At 33.6% G+C, this 21,897-nt stretch carries 14 protein-coding genes; 4 read left to right on the top strand and 10 right to left on the bottom strand.

Annotated elements, in window-relative coordinates:
- Positions 1-3 precede the first annotated feature (3 nt).
- Together hisC and NEF87_RS15470 are read right to left on the bottom strand one after the other, a co-directional pair.
- Positions 4-1,185, bottom strand: a complete 1,182-nt coding sequence (gene hisC, locus NEF87_RS15475) for a histidinol-phosphate transaminase (RefSeq protein WP_457916517.1) — start codon at positions 1,183-1,185, stop codon at positions 4-6.
- 296 nt (positions 1,186-1,481) lie between these two features.
- Positions 1,482-2,006: a gamma carbonic anhydrase family protein gene (locus tag NEF87_RS15470; protein ID WP_457916516.1), complete on the bottom strand. Its 525-nt coding sequence runs from the start codon at positions 2,004-2,006 to the stop codon at positions 1,482-1,484.
- Positions 2,007-2,102: 96 nt separating this feature from the next.
- Between NEF87_RS15470 and NEF87_RS15465 the strand changes: the two genes are divergently transcribed.
- Positions 2,103-2,966, top strand: a complete 864-nt coding sequence (locus NEF87_RS15465) for a hypothetical protein (protein WP_457916515.1) — start codon at positions 2,103-2,105, stop codon at positions 2,964-2,966.
- Here the strand turns inward: NEF87_RS15465 and NEF87_RS15460 are convergent.
- The 4 genes from NEF87_RS15460 to NEF87_RS15445 form a co-directional block, all read right to left on the bottom strand.
- The gene (locus tag NEF87_RS15460) at positions 2,963-4,135 is read right to left on the bottom strand and encodes a hypothetical protein (RefSeq protein WP_457916514.1); all 1,173 of its coding nucleotides are present in this window, start codon (positions 4,133-4,135) and stop codon (positions 2,963-2,965) included. The genes NEF87_RS15465 and NEF87_RS15460 overlap by 4 nt on opposite strands.
- Positions 4,136-4,287: 152 nt before the next feature.
- Entirely contained in the window at positions 4,288-4,632 is a 345-nt protein-coding gene (locus tag NEF87_RS15455) for a hypothetical protein (RefSeq protein WP_371802298.1), read from the bottom strand.
- Between the two features lie 120 nt (positions 4,633-4,752).
- A complete protein-coding gene (locus tag NEF87_RS15450; RefSeq protein WP_457916513.1) occupies positions 4,753-5,499 on the bottom strand; it encodes a hypothetical protein in 747 nt (248 codons plus the stop codon).
- Positions 5,500-5,520: 21 nt separating this feature from the next.
- Positions 5,521-5,820: a hypothetical protein gene (locus NEF87_RS15445; RefSeq protein WP_371802296.1), complete on the bottom strand. Its 300-nt coding sequence runs from the start codon at positions 5,818-5,820 to the stop codon at positions 5,521-5,523.
- Between the two features lie 237 nt (positions 5,821-6,057).
- On the opposite strand from NEF87_RS15445, the gene NEF87_RS15440 reads away from it, so the two are divergent.
- The 3 genes from NEF87_RS15440 (at position 6,058) to NEF87_RS15430 (ending at position 10,812) form a co-directional block, all read left to right on the top strand.
- Positions 6,058-6,786 carry an ABC transporter ATP-binding protein gene (locus NEF87_RS15440; protein WP_457916512.1) on the top strand — a complete coding sequence of 243 codons (729 nt, stop codon included), beginning with the start codon at positions 6,058-6,060 and terminating at the stop codon, positions 6,784-6,786.
- A complete protein-coding gene (locus tag NEF87_RS15435; protein ID WP_457916511.1) occupies positions 6,786-8,102 on the top strand; it encodes an ABC transporter permease in 1,317 nt (438 codons plus the stop codon). Before NEF87_RS15440 ends, NEF87_RS15435 begins: the two co-directional genes overlap by 1 nt.
- A 118-nt stretch (positions 8,103-8,220) precedes the next feature.
- Complete coding sequence (locus NEF87_RS15430) at positions 8,221-10,812, top strand: FtsX-like permease family protein (protein ID WP_457916510.1); 2,592 nt, start codon at positions 8,221-8,223, stop codon at positions 10,810-10,812.
- A 129-nt stretch (positions 10,813-10,941) separates the two neighbouring features.
- On the opposite strand, the gene NEF87_RS15425 is transcribed toward NEF87_RS15430, so the two are convergent.
- The 4 genes from NEF87_RS15425 to NEF87_RS15410 all read right to left on the bottom strand — a co-directional run bounded on the left by NEF87_RS15425 (position 10,942) and on the right by NEF87_RS15410 (position 21,881).
- A complete protein-coding gene (locus NEF87_RS15425) occupies positions 10,942-16,125 on the bottom strand; it encodes an outer membrane protein assembly factor BamB family protein (protein ID WP_457916509.1) in 5,184 nt (1,727 codons plus the stop codon).
- Between the two features lie 322 nt (positions 16,126-16,447).
- A complete protein-coding gene (locus NEF87_RS15420; protein WP_457916508.1) occupies positions 16,448-19,414 on the bottom strand; it encodes a GH36-type glycosyl hydrolase domain-containing protein in 2,967 nt (988 codons plus the stop codon).
- An 87-nt stretch (positions 19,415-19,501) separates the two neighbouring features.
- Positions 19,502-20,302, bottom strand: a complete 801-nt coding sequence (locus tag NEF87_RS15415; RefSeq protein ID WP_371802290.1) for an ABC transporter ATP-binding protein — start codon at positions 20,300-20,302, stop codon at positions 19,502-19,504.
- Positions 20,292-21,881 (bottom strand): ABC transporter ATP-binding protein, encoded by a 1,590-nt coding sequence (locus NEF87_RS15410; RefSeq protein WP_457916507.1) that lies wholly within the window; start codon positions 21,879-21,881, stop codon positions 20,292-20,294. The genes NEF87_RS15415 and NEF87_RS15410 overlap by 11 nt, the downstream gene beginning before the upstream one ends.
- Positions 21,882-21,897: the final 16 nt, after the last annotated feature.

Here is a 21,897-nt window from a genome sequence, read left to right as displayed (position 1 = left end):
TATTTATCTCCATGCACCATTTTGATTTCGTATTTTAATTAAATTATCAGGGATGGAATACCCTTTTTTTGTAAAAAAATCCCATTGATCTAAGAGAAATTTAATTTCTTTTAGTAAAAACTCACATTGGTACTTGGTTCCAATAGTGATTCGCAAGCAATTTTGTAATAAAGGATATTTAGATCGATTTCGGGTCAATATTCCACCCATTTTTAACTGATTACATAAAAACTCACATTTCTCTTTGAAATTCACCACTATGAAATTAGCTTGAGATGGAAAAGTACTAAATCCAAGTTTTTGAATTTCTAAAGCTAAAAATAGTCGATTCTTACGAATTTCCCTAGTATATGCAGATATGTATTCTAAATCGGATAATGCTGCAGAACCAGCAACTATTGCTAATTTATTTACACTATAGGGAGATAGTACTTTTTGTAAGGTTTGGATTGTGGATGGATTGGAGATTATATATCCTAATCGAATACCTGCTAATCCAAATGCTTTAGAAAAAGTCTGCAATATTATTAGATTTTTAAACTCATTCAAATATTTTATAGCCGATTTACCATAAAACTGATAATAAGCTTCATCAATCAACACCAAAATATTTCTCTTTTGAGTAAATTGGAGAATTTGAGAAATTTCTTCCTCGGATATTGCAGTACCTGTGGGGTTATTTGGATTTACCAACACTACTAATTTAGTATCCGAAGTAATGGAGGCAATTGTTTGATCAAAAGGGAACGATAAATCTTTTTTGTAAAGGACTTTCGTAATTTTACACCCAACTATTGAAGCATAAACTTCAAACATGGAAAAGGTCGGAGAGGGAAGAATAATATCATCTTGGGCTTCGAGATAAGTTTCTAGGACAAGTTTTATCGCTTCATCGGTTCCATTGGTTAACAGAAGATTTTTTGGTGAAACTTCAAGATAATTTGAAAGTTTCTGTTTAAAGGGCAAATAATTCGGATATACTGCGAAATCTTCAACAGTTAGTTCACGTATGGCTTCCAAAATTTTGGTAGAACAACCAATCGTATTTTCATTAAAGTCCAATCGTAACTTTCCCATCCGGTTTTCAATGGGAGGGACGTAATCTACGATTCGATCTATAATAGATCTTGGACGAATTGTCGGGGTATTAGGCTTGGTTTGCATATTTGAATTTGAGGTGAACATATTCACCTGGGTTTGTATTTTGCATGATTTTAACCTCCATTTTTCAAGAGTTGGTTTTAATTTGTGTAAAAAAAATCACTGATTTTCTTTGTAAAAATGTCATAGCTGAATAGAATTACTACGGAAAATCAGAAACGAACGAATGTTGCATTGCAGCTAATCATCATTTAACAATGATGATGCATATGATGATGATGCTCGGAGAAAACTATCTGTGAATAGGGGCGAACAGAAGTAGAAAGTTGGTTAATTTGATTACCTATCACAATAAACTCCAAATAGAAAAAAATAACAAGTTATTTCAATTTTATCAATTTTGTTTTGTAATCAATGGCGAGTTGGCGATAAATTTTTCCTGCTTGCAACCACACTCTTTGAGTTGATTTTGGTACCGGGCCTCTTATTTTCGCTGGAACACCTGCAGCAATCATATGAGGGGGAATTATATCGCGATTTTTCACAACAGCACCTTCAGCAATGATGGCACCTTCACCAATCTCTGCATTATTAGTTACAACCGCATTCATTCCAATGACAGCATCTTCATGAATTATGCACTTATGCAACATGGCTTTATGACCGATTACAGCATTTTTTTTTACAATCGTTTCGCTACCTGGCGATGCATGAATACAAACTTGCTCTTCTATTGCCGCACCCTCTTCAATAATTATCTTACAATAATCCCCGCGCAATACCGCACCAGCTCCAATATACACCCCTTTTCCGACTTCCACATTTCCAATAATATCAGCTGAAGGAAAAATCCATGCTGATGGATCAATTTTGGGAGTAAATTCACCATATTTGTAAATAGCCATAAGGAGCATATCACGGAATAATTTTAGAAACTTTGCAAATTGATTTTTTGTGGATGTGACTTCATTTTTTATATAGTAAATATGAATTACTAAAAAATGAAAATAGTAATATTTAAAACGATAATTTTCTATTTTTTGATTGTGCATACTCCCAAAGGTCTTTTAATTCGTGAAAAAATATTATCCACACTCAATCGAAATCCCGATGGATTAAAATTTGCTAACTTAAATAATAATATTCCTTGCTCTCGAAATACATTATATAAATATCTCAATCAACTTGAACTAGAAAAAGTGATTGAACGAGGTCCTGACAAGATATATTCAATTCATCACAATCGATTACGATCTCGCGTCTCCGGACATCAATATCAAGCGATATTACAAGGAATCGCAAAAATTGGGGGAGAAAATTGGAATATTCAAACAATAGAAGGACAAAATAAATATAAACAGCTGGGAAAAGCAATATTCCCAAAATTAAAGCATTATTATACAAATTTAAACGAATTGAGTCTTGATACACTTCACAAAAAGGATCTCTTCATTTATATTCGCCAATTACTTGGAGAGCTGAAATGTTTGGAGGAATACCACTTAGAATCCAAAATTGATTCAAAGACAGGCTTTCCAGATCCTTATACACAATTAGTTGCCACAATTTCTTTACAAGGTACCTATTTGGGAGAAGAAGTTATAAATGGAAACGGATACGCACATTATTTCATACAAGCAGGGATTTTCGAGAGTTTTTTAGATTATTTCGTTACTCCACTATACGGGGGCAAAGGGATTTGTGATATCATCGATTTAAATTCTTCCAATAGTACTATCCGTTTTGGGCTATATGTTATTTTTGATGATATCACACCGTATCATGATCCTCAAACCATTCGCAATCATAATATCATGAAACACAGTTTAGAAAAGAGAAAAAAAAAAAAATTTCTTGTTTATTAGTGTTTTTTCTTTAGAATTATTGCTGCTAAGCCCAAGATGCTAAAAACACCTAAGAAAGCATATCCTGGAATGGTAGATTCATCTTCAATTTCGTTGATGGTTAGAATTGTCCAGATTGAAAAGTGATTGGTGTTGGCAATTAAATATCCATCTTCCAATTGAGATTGTACCATCACAAATTCACCTTTATCTTCGTCATAGTAGGCCCAAGTGCAATTTTGTTCTCCTACTTGATATCTTAATTGAGCCATAAAAGGATCTGTAGCATTTGAGCTGAAATTAAAGATTGCTCCTTCCATAAACTGATATCGATAGCGGTTTTGTGTTTTTATTGTGCTCCCATTCGTCAATCCCAAATCGCTGTTAGAATTATTAATTCGGATTTGTAATCGCACTTGTTCAGAGGTATTCATATTCATTTCCATGGTTTTTGCTTGAACTGCTTCATCACATTCAATGTCTACTTCCATGCTATTATTGGCACGAAAATTGAATTGGAAATTGTTCTTGAATTTGAATTGATTGGTCTCATTTGCATTAACTTTACCATTGAATTTGTGATCTACATCAACATCTTTTGGCCCTTGGGGTAAAGAGGAAAGCACAGTCCAAATAGAGAAGTGAGTGGTGTCAGCAAATACTTCACCATTTTCATACTGGGATTGCACTGGTACCCATACGTTGGTTTCTTCATTTAAATAAGCCCAAGTGGCCATTGGATCATCGCACTGAGTTCGAAGTTGAGCTTTTACGGCATCGGTCCCATTCAAAGAGATATTGTAGATATATTGGTTTCGAAATTGATATTGGTGTTGATTTTGGGCCATGACAATTGTTCCATTATACAATCCTAATTCTGGTTCACTATTGGAAATATTCATGGTCATTTTGCGATTTTGGGTCGTATTTAACAGCATAGTCATATTTTTCAGCTGCGGATTTTCGCAGTCACAGGTTATATCCACATCAAGACTCATATTGGTGCGAATTTGAAATGTTAGACGATTTTGAAATTTAAATTGAGCCGATTCATTTCCTTTTATAGTGCCTTGATAACGGTTGCCATTTTCTGGATTTACACCGACCTCATCCGCAGATATAAATGCCATTGAACTAAACATACTGACAATAATCAAAGCCATAAGAGGCATTGTTATAATTTTTTTCATTTTTATCACTTTTCTTCCCAATTTTAGTTTTACTGGGGAGTTAAGAAAGAATTAGTGTGATCACTATATAAAGTCTAAAGGATAGTTCTCCCCATAAAAATTAATATATCCAGATTGAGAAGAGAAAGAAAAAACAAAAAATGGAATCAATTTTAAATTAACATTAAAATTCCAGCGATGATAAGCAAAATAGCCCAAACTCCACCACCAAATAAAAGGCCTACTATACCCAGAATTAAGATCGTTACACCATTAAAACCAACTTTTGAACTAGATTTTTTTACTGTTCCAGTTGCCATTAACGTCAGCACTCCTACAGCAATAAGCACTATCGCACCCACAAGTGCCCCCAATAAGCCCAAACCAGCATAGCCTAGAGGTACTGAATAGGAAAAGATATTTAAATGGCTCAAAAGGCTAAGAACCCCAATGATAAGCATGAGCAACCCTCCGATAATGGAGAGAATTTTTGACAAAGATAAATATTTACCTGCCATAAATTAATTTTGTCGCTTTTCAATATAAGTGTTCTATTTACGAGATATTTCCCTAAATGAGTTAAACCTTACAATTTAAAAAGAAAAGCACAGAAAAAGTTATGAAGAAAATGGCTCGAATTAAAGATCCAATTCTTCATACACACGTTTTTCAAAAGCCCGAAGTTGAGAGAATTTTTGGTTCCATTTGAGAAAATGAAACCATTCAAAGCCTAAATAGAAGAGAAGCAAGATTGATGATGTTATTTTCAACCATTTCATCATCCCAAACTGGAGATTATCCATTTGAAATGGCCGTTTGTTAAGCCAGAAAATCCGGGTGCTGGAAAAAATCATGTAAAGAGCTAAGAAATTGAGGAAGAAAAATAAAGTCCGAATTTTTTCCATGTGATTCACAATACCATAAAAGAGTTTTGTTAAGGAAACTCTTTGTTCTGTTGTTTGGTTTAAATCCCCATCTGTAATATTTGGATCCGCATCCCGTGAGTGATTACCCTCTTTTTGTTCCAAATATTGCTGTAATTTTTTTCTCCAACCCAGAAGAAAAAGAAACTGAAATAATAACAGAATTAATATGAACATCGTTCCAAAACTTGAAGTAAGTATATAGGATATCACTCTTCCATGAAATTCCACTTCCATTTTTAGTGATCTCAAATAGAAGAGAGTAGTGAGAATTTCAACAATAAAAATATAGATCGGGAAAACTGCGGAAATAATAAGATACCATTTCTTCTTTTGAATATAGTCTAAACCTCCCTTTTCAATTCTCGAATAAGTCCCCGTAGAAAAATAGTCTTTGAGATTAGGGCTAGTTTCCTCTGAGTTTTCAATTTTTGGTTGCACCTTTTCAGTTGGATTAGACATTGATTTTTCTCCCAATTTGTTTCATTCGATTTCAGCATTAATTTTTACAAACCATTGATAGCGTTCGCGACCGGTGGGGGTGGTATGATAGACGATTATTTTTCGTTCTCCCCACGCTTCTTCTTGAGATGTTATATAACCTGCTTTCTCCATTTTTTGGAGATATTTTTCGGCAGTAGCAGTTTTCAGAGCAGTATATTTAATTAGATGCGATTTGATGATCCCGTTTTTTACATGTAAGTTTTCTTGTTCAACTCGAAGAATTCCCTCCAAAATATCTTGAATTATCAAATTTGATGTGCGATATTTTGTGGCTCCCATACGATCAATCCCGCGAACCAATTTAATTGTATCGGGACCATTGTTCCTCCAAAATGAACCTTTGGTCCGACACTGTTTAAATAGAGATCCCAATTATGTTAATCTAGGATTCCTCAAAAATCATCGGTTTTTGATAGAAAAGAATAAATTTATGTTTATGGTGTTAGAAAGGCTAAAAAAAACAACCTAATATTACAAAGAGTACGGTTTGGTAAAAAAAGGGAGAGAAGTAAATCAATGGCAGTTATTGAAACAATTAATTTAAAAAAATTTTATTCCCAAGGCAAAATATCTATACAAGCATTAGCGGGTGTTAACGCTCAAATAAACGAAGGAGAATTTGTGGCCATTCTTGGTCCTTCCGGATCAGGCAAATCTACGTTTCTTAATATGATCGGAGCATTGGACAAACCAACAGAGGGAGTAATTAAGTTATCTGGAAAAGATATATCTAAGATGACGAAAGATGAACTCGCAGAACAAAGACAGCGGATCGGTTTCGTTTTTCAATCTTATAATTTAATAGAAAGGCTGAATGCCTTGGAAAATGTGGAACTGGCTATGAGTATCCAGAAAATTCCAAGGGAAGAACGAAGACTCAAATCACAAAAAATCATGAGCGATGTTGGCTTGGCGGATCGAAGTAGCCATAAACCATCCGAATTGAGCGGGGGCCAAAAGCAAAGAGTAGCTATCGCTCGTGCTTTAGCTCAAGATCCATATTTCTTGTTACTCGACGAACCAACAGGGAATGTTGATACCCGTACAAGAGATGATATAATGAACCTCATTAATAACTTGAATAGCAAATTTCAGACAACAATCATCATCGTTACTCACGACCCAATCGTGGCAAAATATGCACATCGGACAATATATTTTCTTGATGGAAAAATCAGCCAAGATATCACGGTGGAAGAATTTGAAACACCAAAAGATTTGTTGCATGTGGAGGAAAAAATCTAATGCTAATCGCGGATATTTTTCAAAGTGCTTTGAAAACACTAAAAACTCGGAAACGTCAAACCTTCCTAACCATGCTTGGTATAATCATTGGTATTGCTGCAATTGTTTCATTGCAATCCCTTGGAGCCGGGTTTGAACGTAATGTTGCATCAAATTTTGATACTTTGGATGCAGACACCCTTGTTATGAGTAAATCTATTGCAATCAGTGATAGAAGAGGAATGGGGGGTGGAGGAAAACCCCCATCAAGTGCAACAGAGACAGTTGATGAAAGTTTTGAACTATATTTGAACACTAGCGATATATTGGATGAAATCGCTCATGTTGAAAAAGTAGTACCAGTTATTACGCGAAAAATAACCATGGATGGGATTGATGAGATGGTAACTATTTACGGCTTCGATTTCGAGGATTATTCTACTGTCACCTCTTCATTTAAAGCGAATGTAGGAGAAATACCATTGGAAAATAATGCAACAGAGGCAATAATTGGAAACACGCTTCATGATCCTTGGGAAAATGGAACTACATTCTATAGCGCAGGAGATAATATCACATTTACAGTCCAAACTTTTACAGAAACAGGAATACAATCCCAAGAAATTACATTAAATATATCAGCATCGCTGCAAGAAATAGGAGGTTCTAGCTTTATTGGGGGAACCTCAGATTTAGGGATTTATGTTCCGCTTGATTATTATCGATTTTTATTTGATCCTGAAGATACGGAAATTGTTTCCTACTACTTAATTAAATTGGATTCAGACAGTGAGGAAGTAATTGCAAGTACTATTGAAGTGATTGAAACTATGTTTGATAATGAGGTCAGAATTTTATCTGCGACTCAAATCATTAGTACAATGGCATCAACCTTTGAAACTATTCAGCTTTTCTTGACAGGAATTGCAGCCATATCCTTATTTGTGGCGGGAATAGGTATTATGAATATTATGACGATCTCCCTGATGCAACGCACTCGAGAAATTGGAATATTGAAGGCATTAGGAATGAAGGACAGGACCCTTTTGAGTATTTTTCTCACTGAGGTTCTTCTCATCGGGCTTCTTGGATCTATTTTAGGTATTGGATTGGGTTTTATATTTGGAAACGTTGCTAGTTCATTTCTAGGAAGTGTAGATGGAACTTCGGGAATTTTAGGCCACTTGAGTGGGGGAGGAGGAATTACCATCACACTTTCTTTGAGCTTAGTTTTCTCGGCAATTGGATTCGGGTTGGGTACGACGGTTATTTTTGGATTCTTACCTGCCTATAGGGCTTCCCAAAAACCCCCCGTAGAAACCTTAAGAATGGAGTAATCTTAAATGATATAAAAAAATACACTTTATTTTTTTTTTCTCAAAATTGTGAGTATTTTTTATGGTTAATTAATAAGAAATCAATCTTTGTTTTCTACAAAGGTTACATTTTTACCAGGTGAAAGCAATTAAATTCCAGCTCCTTTCGTTAAAAAAGAAAATTCATATCCCTACAGCGATCTGCTTGATTCTCTCTATTGCAGTGGTTTCGGGTTTAAACTACTTTTATGAAGACAGTCTAAAAAATAACTATGATTCCTTTTTCAAAGATATCTCTGATATTGAGATTTCGCATTCTCACGCAATTTGGTATGATCTAGAAGGAACAAGGTATTGCACCACCAATATGCATTATACTAATCTTTTCAATGAAACCAATGAAAGAATTGATACGATCTTAAATGAAACCGAGTTGGATCTTATAAAAACATGTAAGTATGGATTAAGTATTTGGGATGCAGCATTTATATCTGATCCGAATTATCCTGATCTCAACTTCACAGATATTTCTTCAGAATTAGGATATAAGAAAAGATCCAATGCGACAGAACTCTCATTTGTGTTTGCTGATACCGATTTATACAATTCATCACGTTTTACTAATTACTTCCAAATAATAAACGGTTCGAGTCCAAAATCACCAAATGAAATTTTGATAGACTACGGAACAGCCACAAAATATGGTTTAAACGCGGGTGATACAACTAATTTATCAATCCGAATTGGCTCTATGTTTGTTCGCTATTGGCGGTATGCTCGGTTGTACATCAATTTAGGCAATTTTTCACTCGATAAAATCACCATAGCGGGAATATATGTTCCTCAAGAATACACCTTCTCACTTAATCAAGAAGATTTTCGATATTCTTATTCCCAAGATGATTACCTTGTTGAAAAACCCTATCAAGAAAATGCGCTGATTGATAAACCCGCAATTTTCACATATTATAATTTTTCGGGTCCAGATATAGGGCATCCGGTTCAAAATTTATTTGCGGAAATCAAGAATACGTCATATTTTGGGTATTTAGACAGAGTGATCACCAAATCAGGCTATTTTTTAATTTATGATAGAGAGAACATTCAATATAGGAAAATTTCTTCTGAAACCAAGGTTTTGGATGTAAAGATTGCCAATATAACTAAACAAATTCCGATTAACATGGGAATCCAATTTGTATTAGGAATGAATCTTGACAATTTTTTGCGGGATGTTGGTCAAACCAGGACGATTCTGCAATTAATGAATTTACCTATTATTTGTTTTTCTATTATTTTTGGATTAAGTTTTCAGAACTCATTTGAAAAAAAACGTATGGAAGAAATTTTCTTCCTTCGGTTAAAAGGAGTCCCCATTAAAACCATTCGAAATCAAATTTTATCGGAATCGTGCATCGTAGGTATCGGAGAGGCAATATTGGGGGATATTCTTGGGTTTGCCTTGTTTTACGGGTATTGGTTTATCGTCGGAGAGCAATTTTATAATGATACCCCTTCAATATTGTTACCCTTTATAACCCTTCGAACTATTTTACTCTCATTTCTCTTTGGGATCATTCTAAATATGCTTATTTCTACCCCCCTTCTAAGAAAAATTAAAAAAACCCATTACGATGGATTTAACCGAACTTTAACTTCGCGATATTCTTCGAAAAATAGTGAAGAAAATGAAATTTTTAATGATTTGGGAGATGACAACGATTTACCCGACCAAACAGATGATTCGAATGAATTAGATAACCCTTTCGAAACTTACCATAATTTATCCAAATTTCAAAAAACCCCCTTGAAAATCAAATCAAATTATACTAAACTAACATTTGCTCTATTTCTACTTGGAATATTCTCACTTTTAGTCTATCTTCTTATTTACCTTTCTTACAACATTACCCTATCGGATTTTTTTAAGGATATTGTGAGATTTTTCATATTTTGGGGACCAGCCCTCGAATTATTACCCTTACTAGGAATGATATGCCTTATTGTTGGAATTTCCCGGATTATAATTGAGGAGAAACCTCAGATATTTGCTAAATTAATTCAAACGAGTTCCTATGTTTTTCTAAAGGATCTTAATGTGTTTGTGAGTTTGGAGATAATTGGAAAAAGGAAATGGCGAAATATTTTGATGTCGATTAGCACAATTTCTGCGTTGCTTATTTCAATCAGTATACTATTCAACTCAAAATTTGGACTTTCAGTAACATTTTTGACCGAAATTGAAACGGATGCCTCATTACAAGCTATGTTAGGAACCTATGAATTCTATCAAATTTTAGCACAATTTTTACAATTTTCACTAATTATAATCGCAATTTTAGTTGGTATTGCCGAGGTTTTGTTGTTTCAAGAAAACCAAGTGATTAATAAAACCCTCTTCATTCGAGGTTTGGACAATAAATCTTTCTGGAAAATAATGTTCTTTGAAACCACAATAATTTATGTGATCGGAGTATTCATTGGGATAATTTTTGGTACTTTGTTTGGAATTCTCATTTTCTTTATGGATTTTGTTATCAAAGTAGAAAACCTGATGATCTCCCCAGATTTAATCTGGCAGAATTTTCTAACTATCACATATGTTCCATTGATTCTTCAGCTAGCGGTTCTGTTTGTGATTTCATCACTTATTTTCTATATTGGAGTCAAAAAAGGGAAATCGATTGAATCCCATCAAAAATCAGATACAGTATCAGAACTTTTAGTTTGATATTTGCATAATTACTTCAATATTTTTTTATATTTATTTAGTGTAAAAAAAATGTTCAATATCCATGAGAATTAACCCAGATCAATTATAGGGATGATGAGCAATTCAAAATAAATGATAAAAAAAAAATTAGAGATTATTTCTTGATCTTCGTTTAAAAAGTGTATATGCAAAAATTCCTATTGAACCAAAGATATTAATGATGGCTAAAATATTTGCATTGATAGAATCTTCTAAAATCTTGAAATTTGATTTTATTTCGAACGAAATTGACAACGAACTTTCAATTTCACTCACTTCTGAGTCGCCAACAGCTAATGTAAAGGATAAATCAAGTACATTCGTCTCAAAATTGAAATAGGTAAACTGGTCGGGTTCCCATATATATGATTTTTCTTCGATCTTTAGAATTACAATCTCATCATTAATCGTAAGTTCACATTCTTGACCATTTAGCATCCAATGAACAACGATTGATTTGGAATTCATCTTATAAGACACATCTTCAATTTCATAAATAAATTCTTGATTAGAAGAATTATCCACATTTTCAAAAATCACTTGATTAAATATAGCAAGTTTGTATGGTAGAATATCAACATTGTTTCGATCAACCTTCCATTTCAAACTATAGTCTTTGTTCTTCTTATCATCCATTATATCGATTGAAGATGATAAAAACTGAACATATGGTTGTAGTGATTGCTCCACATGAGGATTCGTCCCAGCTAAAAATTCTTCCAAGTTCGAAAAACCATCTCCATCTAGATCAATGTTGGCATCAATGGGATTTAGAGGGGATAAATTATTGAAGTATTCCCAACCATCAGCCATTCCATCTTGATCCGTATCATTACAAATTAAATCGGTCCCTAAATATAGTTCCCAGCTGTCAAATAATCCATCAAAATCACTATCTTCTAGTAAAGGATTTGATCCATATTCTATTTCCCAGCCATCAGAGAGGGTATCATTATCAGTATCAAATGCGAGTGGATTTAAACCATTTGCTACTTCCCAGCCATCAGAGAGGGTATCATTATCAGTATCAAATGCGAGTGGATTTAAACCATTTGCTACTTCCCAGCCATCAGAGAGGGTATCATTATCAGTATCAAATAATAGGGGATTTAAACCATTTGCTACTTCCCAACCATCAGAGAGGGTATCTAAATCTGTATCGTTGTTATTCATATCTGTTCCAATCAAGATTTCTTCAATATTAGATAAGCCATCAGAATCAAGATCATAGTCCGCATCAAAAGGATTAAATGGATTGAAATTGTTAACAATTTCCCATCCATCTATCAAACTATCACCATCCATATCAGGATTGCTAGGATTAAAACCATGAGTAATCTCCCAACCATCAGAAAGACCATCAGCATCACTATCAAAATCATGATAATCTAAACCATTAAATGCTTCCCAGCCATCAGAAAGACCATCAACATCAGTATCTGGATTCAAAGGATCTGTAGATATCCATAATTCAATTCCATCCAAAATAAAATCATTATCTGAATCAGAATTAGCAGGATCTGTTTGAAGATCGATTATTTCTTCCCCATCACTTACAAAGTCATTATCTGAATCACTATCAACAGGATCAGTGTAATAAATATAATATTCGTCGCCATCAGAAAGTCCATCATTATCTGAATCTTCATTATCTGCTTCAGTGTTAATGCTATATTCTAAAAGATTAGATAATCCGTCATTATCGAAATCAAGGTATTGATCAGAAGAATTTATTGGATTAAGAAAATTCTGAACTTCCCAACCATCTGTCATTCCATCTCCATCAGTATCAGGATTTAATGGATCAGTGAAATACTTCGATTCGTCAATATCACTTAAACCATCATGATCAGTATCAAGAGGCGGAATTGTCCTTTCAATTCGATCTGGTATAGAATTATGATCAAGATCAATTATATTTGATCCAGAAATCAGAGAACCTCCATAACAAGGCCATAATAGACCAATCGAATTCATATCTGCTCGTGCATTAATACAATGTACCGTCCCATCATTAGAAGCAAAAATAATCTCTCCATATCCGTCTGAATTTAAATCTGCAACCATAGGGGATGACTGAATAGATCCTGGAACATAAAAGGACCATTCCAAACTAGCATCTATCCCATTTAGACACATCAGTTCCCCTTGTTCAGTTCCAATCAAAACTTCAACTATGCCATCACTATCAGCATCTACTATGAAAGGAGAAGTTTTTTCTGCCCAAGAACCAGATCGTTCCCATTCTTGAATTCCGGTTTCGCTATCCACACAGAAGATAGTTCCAGGCGAAGCAATAATAATTTCATTGTTGTTATCATTATCTACATCTCCAATCACTGGGTCAATGCCCATCCAATCTTGATATTGATGATTGAAGACCCATTTGGTATCTCCATTATGACCATCTATGCAATATGTATTTGATCCAACAGAAACAATTACTTCTATCATCCCATTATTATTAATATCTCCTAAAATAACTGTATTATAAGAGAAGGAATTACCCAAATATTTATTCCACACTAAAGAACCATCTGGATTTAAACAGAATAGTGTTCCAGAATCATCGCCAAATAAAATATTTAAATAGCCATCATTATCGATGTCTCCCAAGGATGGATTGCATCTAATCATCCCAAATCCATTGAAAGACCATTTATAATCACCGTTTTCTCCATTTAAACAATATAAACGGTTATCATTTACTCCAATAAATACTTCTTTTATTCCATCACCATCGACATCGCCAATAGCTGGAACTGTTTGAGCACCACTTTGAGTATCATAATTTAGCCATTGAAGACTACCATCTTCACCATTGATGCAATAAACTTGATTGCCTCCAGAGCCAGTTAGAATTTCAAATGTCCCATCTCCATCAACATCATCAATTACGGGACTTGAATATTGCATATGCAAAACACCATCAAATTTCCATTCAATTTCTCCTGTTAAACTATTCAAGCAATAAACACTCTCAAAATTGATAATAACTTCAAGTTGACCGTCATTATCAACATCAAAAATCACCGGATTTGATCGTGTCCAAAAGTTTTCATCATTGGTATAGTAAACTTGGGACATCCAAGCTTCTTCTCCAATATCTCCAGAAAATCCAACAATTGGGTCATGCGAATTAAGTGGATCTAAACCCAAATTAATTTCCAGACCATCTTGATAACCATCGTTATCTGTATCTTCATTCACTGGTGAAGTAAAATAGTTAAGAATTTCTTGTCCATCTCCAAGATTGTCATTGTCGGTATCATAAATAATTGGGGAAGAAGCATAATTGAAATATTCATTTCCATCAATTATTCCATCATTATCAGAATCTGATATTAATGGATCAGAATTGAGTATAAATTCGATTAAATTAATTAAGCCATCGTTATCATCATCAGTAGTAGCATCACTTATATTACAAGGATTAAAACCGAAATCAACTTCCCAACCATCGGGTATTCCATCATAATCACTATCCAAATAGTTTGGATTTGAACCAAAGTAATTTACTTCAAAATAATCATTTAATTCATCTTGATCAGTGTCTGGTGACAGTGGATTTGTAAAATAAATGAATATTTCTTGTCCATCTAATAATTGATCGAAATCCGAATCTGGATTTGTCGGATCACATTCATAGAGTAATTCATCAATATTTACCAGACCATCGTTATCTTTATCAAGTAATCCATCATCTACTAAAGGATTAAGAAAATATCGGACTTCCCAACCATCAATCATTCCATCTCCATCAGTATCAGGATTTAATGGATCAGTGAAATATATGGCTTCATCGTTGTCACTTAATCTATCATGATCACTATCTAGAGGTCCTAATGACATTTCATAATAATCTGGTATGAAGTCATTATTTAAATCAACTAAATTTGAACAATGTAAGGATGAACCGCCATAACATGGCCATGGAATTGGTTGTGAACGCGGAGAACCTAAACCATTTAAACAATATAAATCACCTAAATCAGTACCAAAGACTAGATCTGCAAGCCCATCAAAATCAACATCACAAACAATTGGACTTGAATGTATACTTCCATAACTTAAACTATTCCATTCTTCGTTTCCAGTTAAACCGTCTAGACTGATTATACTCCCAGTTTCATCACCATAGATAATTTCGATGAATGAATCTCCATCGAAGTCACATAGGACAGGAGAGGTTTTATCACTCCAATCAACATTATGCTCCCATATTAATTCCCCAGAAGAAGAATCTAAGCAATAAACAGAGTTTTGGCCAGGAATAACAACATTGTAATTACCATCTCCTGTGACATCTCCAAGAACTGGAGTAATTCCAAAATAATTTGAATAACCATGATTAAAATCCCATAAAATTGAACCATCATTTGCATTCAAACAATAAGTTAGCGAACCTACCGAGCAAATAATATTTAAATATCCAGATGAATCAATATCACCAAGTAGAAGAGAGTTCCAATTAAATTCCTCATTGAATGAAGAAGTCCATAGTAATTTGCCTTCGTGATCTACGCAATATAAAACACCAGAATCATCCCCAAACATCACTTCTAAATATCCGTCACCATCAATATCACCTACTGAGGGGTTACATTTTATCATATCCTTTCCTGAATATGACCACAATACTTCACCATCACTTCCATTCAAACAATAAAGATTATCATCATTCACACCAACGAGTACATCTTGGATTCCATCCCCATCAATATCTCCAAGAGCTGGAACCGTCTGTGCACCACTATGAGTATCGTAATTCGCCCACTGAAGTGATCCATCTTCTCCATTAATACAATAGATTTGATTCCCCCCTGAACCAGTTACAATTTCAAAGGTACCATCACTGTCAATATCGTTGATAACAGGACTTGAATAATACAAATGTGAAAAAGATTCAAATATCCACTCAATCTCTCCAGTTTCTCCATTTATACAATACATTTCCTCATAATTCATAATTATTTCTAGAACTCCATCCTTATCCACATCATAAGCACCAGGGCTTGAACGGGTCCAAAAATATTCATTTTCAGGCTCAAATAAATTCAATGCCCATTTTTCATCCCATAGTGTTATATCACTTGCAGATAAACTTGCTATCGATGAAAATGACATTTCTTCTTCAGTAAATTCAATAGATATTGGGTTAGTTTTTTCCATTGAAATTTCTTCTCTAATTATTAAACGACTGGTTATTAAAGAAGAACTACAGATACAACCCATCAAAATCATAAAATATACAAATTTCTGGGGTTTTCTTAAAACTTTTCTATTATTCATTAGAATTTCACATATCAACTTTTTTGTCTAAATTTTTCAAAAATGCTTTGATCACTACTTAAATTTTGTATTTTTTAAATATTTCTTGAATTTTTATATGGAACTGAAATTTAAAAAGAACGAGATTTTGAAATACATAAGAAGAATTGCAGGATAGACCCTCATTTTTTCTAGCATGAAGGAGCGTTAGAGAACCTATATAACCAACAAAATATTAAGAGTATTTTCAACGAATTAAATTACCATGATAATCAGTGATGTATTATTAGGATAGCCAAACTAAATAACAGTGTGTAAATGTACAAAAAAAGGGAAAAAAAAGTTATAGATATATTATTTCAATTAAATGTTCTTGATGATCATGAAGGGAAGGGAAAATTGTTCCTTTCTGAATTTTACCATTTAATTTGATTTCAACTTGTGCATTTTTCATCCGATAAAATCCTTTGGGCTTAGAAATATTCACATTTAAAATGGTTGACCCAGTATTAAGCGTAAAATGAAAATATTCTTCTTGTTCTCGAAGGATTGGATTTAATTGCAATTTATCTTTTGAATAATTTATACCAAAGGCTGAGATCAAACTGATGTTCAACCAAGTTGCAGTCCCACTTAAAATAGGTCCGATATTTTCACCTGTTTGGCTATTATTATATTGAGTACAAAACCGTGGATTTCCACAGATTTCGAATGGATTTTCTATTGTATAGTAAGGTAAGACTAAATCTATCATCCAATATGCTAATCGACACATTTTACGAGCAAGTTCTTCCTTTTCAACATTATTTGCCGCTTTGAAGAGGGAGGCAGTAAACATCATTGATGCATGCTTAAAAACGCCCCCATTTTCTCGATCTCCAGGAAAATAATGTCCCGTAGCAGTTCCTTTATGTATTTTTTCTAAATTAGTGGGAGTGACTAATTTTATTCCAAAAGGGGATTTCAAATACTTTTCAATTCGATCTAACATGATATCTATTTGATCTTCGGAAGCAATATTTGCCATTACTGCCCAACTAAATGAATTGAGGAAATATGAGCCATCAATATGAGGATCAGCGGAAATTCCATCCTTTTGAGCACCTAAATAAGAATAATTATGAGTTGAATCTTGATTAAACAATACACGCGCATAAAAATCATTTTTCCAACCATGTGTTTGAATATTATGTTTAAGTTTAGTCGATAGATTAGTCCATTTCTGGAGTATTTTATCATCTTGACGTGATTCTGCAAATCTAATGGAAATATCTAGTGCAATTTGTAATAAACAAGCATTCATAACACTCTCAGCAAAATTATTTTCCAAAGGTTCTATTAAGGTGGGATTTCCTCTAATTTGTTTCTTATAGAGTTTTTCTTTTGTTGGTCCATCTATTGGGTTTCCTTCTAACTGAAGACAATCATTCCAATCTGCTTTATCTAACAAGGGAAGACCATGTTGGCCCACAGAAATCTCAGCAGAAAATTGAATTATTGCCTGAATTGTCTCATAAATCGATCGACTTTTTTTTGGGTTAGTTCCAGCAATGGCACATTTTTCATCCAAAATAGAATTATCACCAGTTAATTTGATGTAGCGATCAATCGCTTGTAATAACCAAAGTGCATCATCAGACCATTTTCCAGGTTCTTTACCATTCCAAAAGAAATTATGATAAGCAAATCCAAATTCAAAAACCTTGCTAGCCCATATTTTTATTAGTGTTTTTACAAATTCACTTTGACCCATGGCACTAAAATAGTACATGGATGCAAATAAATCTTGAATTTCCCGGAATCCAATTTCCCGATATCCTTTCTGAGTTTGAGCAAACGAACGTGATACAAAGGTCTGATACGCAATTTGAAATGGTAAATTTTTGTTGAAATAAGATTGAAAATATTTATCTTCTGATTCAACTTGAAGATATTCAGAGAACTTTTCTTGAAATTGAATAATTGATGATAGAACAGAATTAGATGCCCCATTCTGCGAATATTTATGGATTAAACTTGAGATTTCTTTCTCATAGGTTTGGAGATCATCAAATTTCGGATTAAGTTTGCTGGATACAATCCCAGTAAAATTATCAATATAAACTGAAGATTTTGCAGATACTAACAAATTAGAGGCAACTGCAAAAAAACCAGGACCTTTTCGTTGCATTTTATTGTTAAGAGGATAAATATTTTGAGGATGACTTAAATTTCCATTTCCAACAAAATCGTTATAATTAAAGCAAAATTCAGTCGGATAAATTACTTGCTTATCAATATGAGCAATGGAAGAATGAAAAAGAAGATCCTCACGACAGAATTCAGGATAATAATCCCACCCTACAGCTTTAATACTACCATCTTCATTCCTTACTAATTGAGATTGCATTATAATATTAGAATAAATGACATCCTCCTTCATTGCATGGGGAGTGGCAGAACCAAACATGCCTACATAAATTAATTTTAAGTCTCGATTTGAATCTGAATTATTTTCAATATAAATTTGCTGCAATTCAGTAGCTAAAGGCATTCCCTTTTCTTGTGGCAAAATGCAAATTTTTCGCAAAATTTTTATTCCACATTTGGTAGAATATGAAATTGTTGTATAATTTTGGGAGTGAACACACTTTGCTTCGAGTATATTGTCATCCGAAGGATTAGCTGAAAAAAAGATTTGTTTGCCATTTTCAAGTAGATAAAATTGCCGATTTGCTGGGAATCCATTCTCTTCAGGAAGCATATCCCAACGAGTGGCTAAAACTTGAGTTGCAGCATGTGAACGAAAACTACCGCGACCCAAGCGATCCACAACTCCTTTGGGAGTACTTTGCAATGGAAAATCAAACCCAATTCGATTTCCAATCAATAAATTCGTGTAATAATGAGGTCCTGGTAACGGCGAGAGCAAATCAACAACCAATTCCCCTTTTGTAGTTAATTTGCCCCCCCATGAAGATACCTTATTATAAATAGTAAGCAATATCTGCTTTTGAGGTGTGTTCAATGCCAAATGGGTTGTTTTTCCTAGTTTAAACTGATACAACGAAACATCTCTACCACGATCTGAATATTTGAATAGTAATGAACAGTTTGGATCAAAGAAATATGTAAAAATTTCACTTTTCAATATTTCAATGACAATTGGAGCTTTTTTAGGAATGTTAATAGCGGCAAAAACATGATTAAAACGACTGTCGGTAAAAATAGCATCAATTTGTGAATTTTCTTTTATAATTGAAGAAAATATATTTTGTGCTTGAGATTCTGGAGAATTTTTTAAATTTCGAGTAGCTATTCGTGTGTCCATTATATTTCTCAACAATTTTTTTGGATTTTCCTATATGAATTATATGAGCATTAAAACAGGATATTAAAAAAAAAAGTGAACTTAAAATTAATTCCATTTTCGATACAAACTTGGAACACTCGCCAAAAGATTTTGAGTGTATCGATGTTGAGGATCCAAAAATACTTTTTTTGTTGGACCTTGTTCAACTAACAACCCATTTTCCATTACAATAACTCTATCCGATATAAATTGGGCTTGTCCGATATCATGCGTAATAAATATAATGGATATATTGATTTCTTTACGCAATCTCTTAAGTAAATTTAATATTTCTGCTCGAGCACATGCATCTACCATGCTAGTAGGCTCGTCTGCAATTAAGACAGATGGCTCAATTATTAAAATACGAGCCAAAAGAAATCTTTGAAGTTGTCCTCCACTTAATTGATGAGGATATCTCCCTAAAACTTCTTCAGGATTTAAACTAACTAACTTCAAGGCGTTATGTATATGTTTGGTTCTTTCAGTATCAGATATTTTTTTTCCATAATGGAAATTGACTGCTTGATGCAAAACCCGATCTACTTTATAGAAATAATTAAAGGAACTAAATGGATCTTGAAAAACCATCTGTACTTGTTTATAATAATCATTTATTGGTATCTTTTCTATTTCTTGATCATTAATATATATCTGACCAAGGTTAGGTTTAATTATTCGGAGAATCATGTTGGCGATGGTTGATTTCCCACTTCCACTTTCTCCAACAAGAGACAGAATTTCACCTTCTTTAATTTCAAAGGAAACATCGTTTACTGCAGTAGTTTTAGATACTTTGATTAATCCAGAGGTAAAAATTTTACTCACTCCGTCAAATCGCAAAATACTTGCTTCTTTACTCATCATTTTCATTCTCCATTTGATTCTCTCGAATTTTTTTATCAAATAACCAACATTTTACAGGATGGTTTTCTCCATTAGGATAATATGAGTTAGGAACTTCCCTCTTGCAAATATCCATGGCACGTTTGCATCGCGGATGAAATCTACAACCTGATGGAGGTTCCCTCAAATCAGGAGGGGCACCCTCAATTCGAGATAATTCTGCTTCTACTGACCCATCAGGATTGAAGGATACAATTGACCCAACCAAACTTTTAGAGTATGGATGGCTCGGATTGTTGATAATTGTTTCCATATCTGCATCCTCAACAATTTGTCCTCCATACATTATAATACATCGAGTACATAACTGACGTAAAGTCGGAATGTCGTGTGAAATAAACAAGATCGATTCAACAATCTTATCCCTTTGTAATTGAACAAATAAATCTAATAATTTCTTCTGAGTTGAAACGTCAAGAGCACTAGTAGGTTCATCAACAATTAATAATTTCGGATTCCAAAGTGTCGAGATAGCAATTACTGTTCTTTGTTTCATCCCTCCACTCAGTTCATGGGGATAAAGGTCTAAAACTTTTGGATCTAATCCTAATTTTTCCATATGAACGATAGCATCTTGAAGAACTTCTGCATCAGATTTCAATGGAATAGGAGGAACCCCCGAAATAGATTCTGGGAAGAGTTCTCCCCAATTAGGATTGATTCGTACATCATCTTGATTTGCAAATACTATTGTAAGCATGGGATCAATCGCTGGTTGAATTTTTTTATATACTTTCTTGTTAATCGAAATGTGAAGCATTTTTATGAAATCTTCTTCGATTTCCCACTGTTTAAGATTCTTAATGCAATTCAAAAACAGATCATGGATTGTTGTTGAGCTAGCGTTTTTAATTAATTTGGTTAGAAATGCCGAAAGTTCTTCATCTTCTTCAAGATCAATTTTATTATTCATTTTGTTTTGAATATGAAGAGGTACTTTATCCTTCAATAATTTGAATGAATGAAACTCGAAATCTTTTACCAAAATCTTGGTTAAGAAGAGTAAGAATTCATAAGTAGGATTTTTCGCAATTTTGGAATATCTTAAGAAGAGTTCAATAAAGTTATGAATTTCTGCATCCTTGATTCCAATTGCATCCTTGTTTTTTATGCCTTCCAACAAAATTGAATTACTCAATCGAATTTTTCTTCCAATTCCCAACTGTTGAGCTGTTCTTTGTTTCATTACATCTAATAGAAATCTTTTAACTTTGAGGACAGGATTAAGGGAATTCATAGACGCTTGAGGTGCATATCCAATAATTTGGCTTAACACTTCAGATCTCAAAGTGTTTTGATCGATTCGATAGATATCATAACCTTTGACTTCAACTAACCCACTTTCAAAGTGAAGGAGAGGTCGAGGCATTCCTGAAATTAATTCAGCTAAAGTGGATTTGCCAGAACCAGATTCTCCCGCAATGCCCACTATTTCCCCTCGATTTACTTTCAAGGAGACATGATCTACTGCATATACTTTTCCAAATGTGCCTTTATAACAACCAACGAGATTATTGACATTTAATATTTCTTGAACCATTTTTTTTACCTTTTTT

The sequence above is a fragment of the Candidatus Lokiarchaeum ossiferum genome, assembly GCA_025839675.1.
GTDB lineage: Archaea > Asgardarchaeota > Lokiarchaeia > Sigyniarchaeales > Promethearchaeaceae > Lokiarchaeum > Lokiarchaeum ossiferum.
Note: the sequence above shows the minus strand (reverse complement) of the source record. Positions and strands in the feature narration are given on the sequence as shown.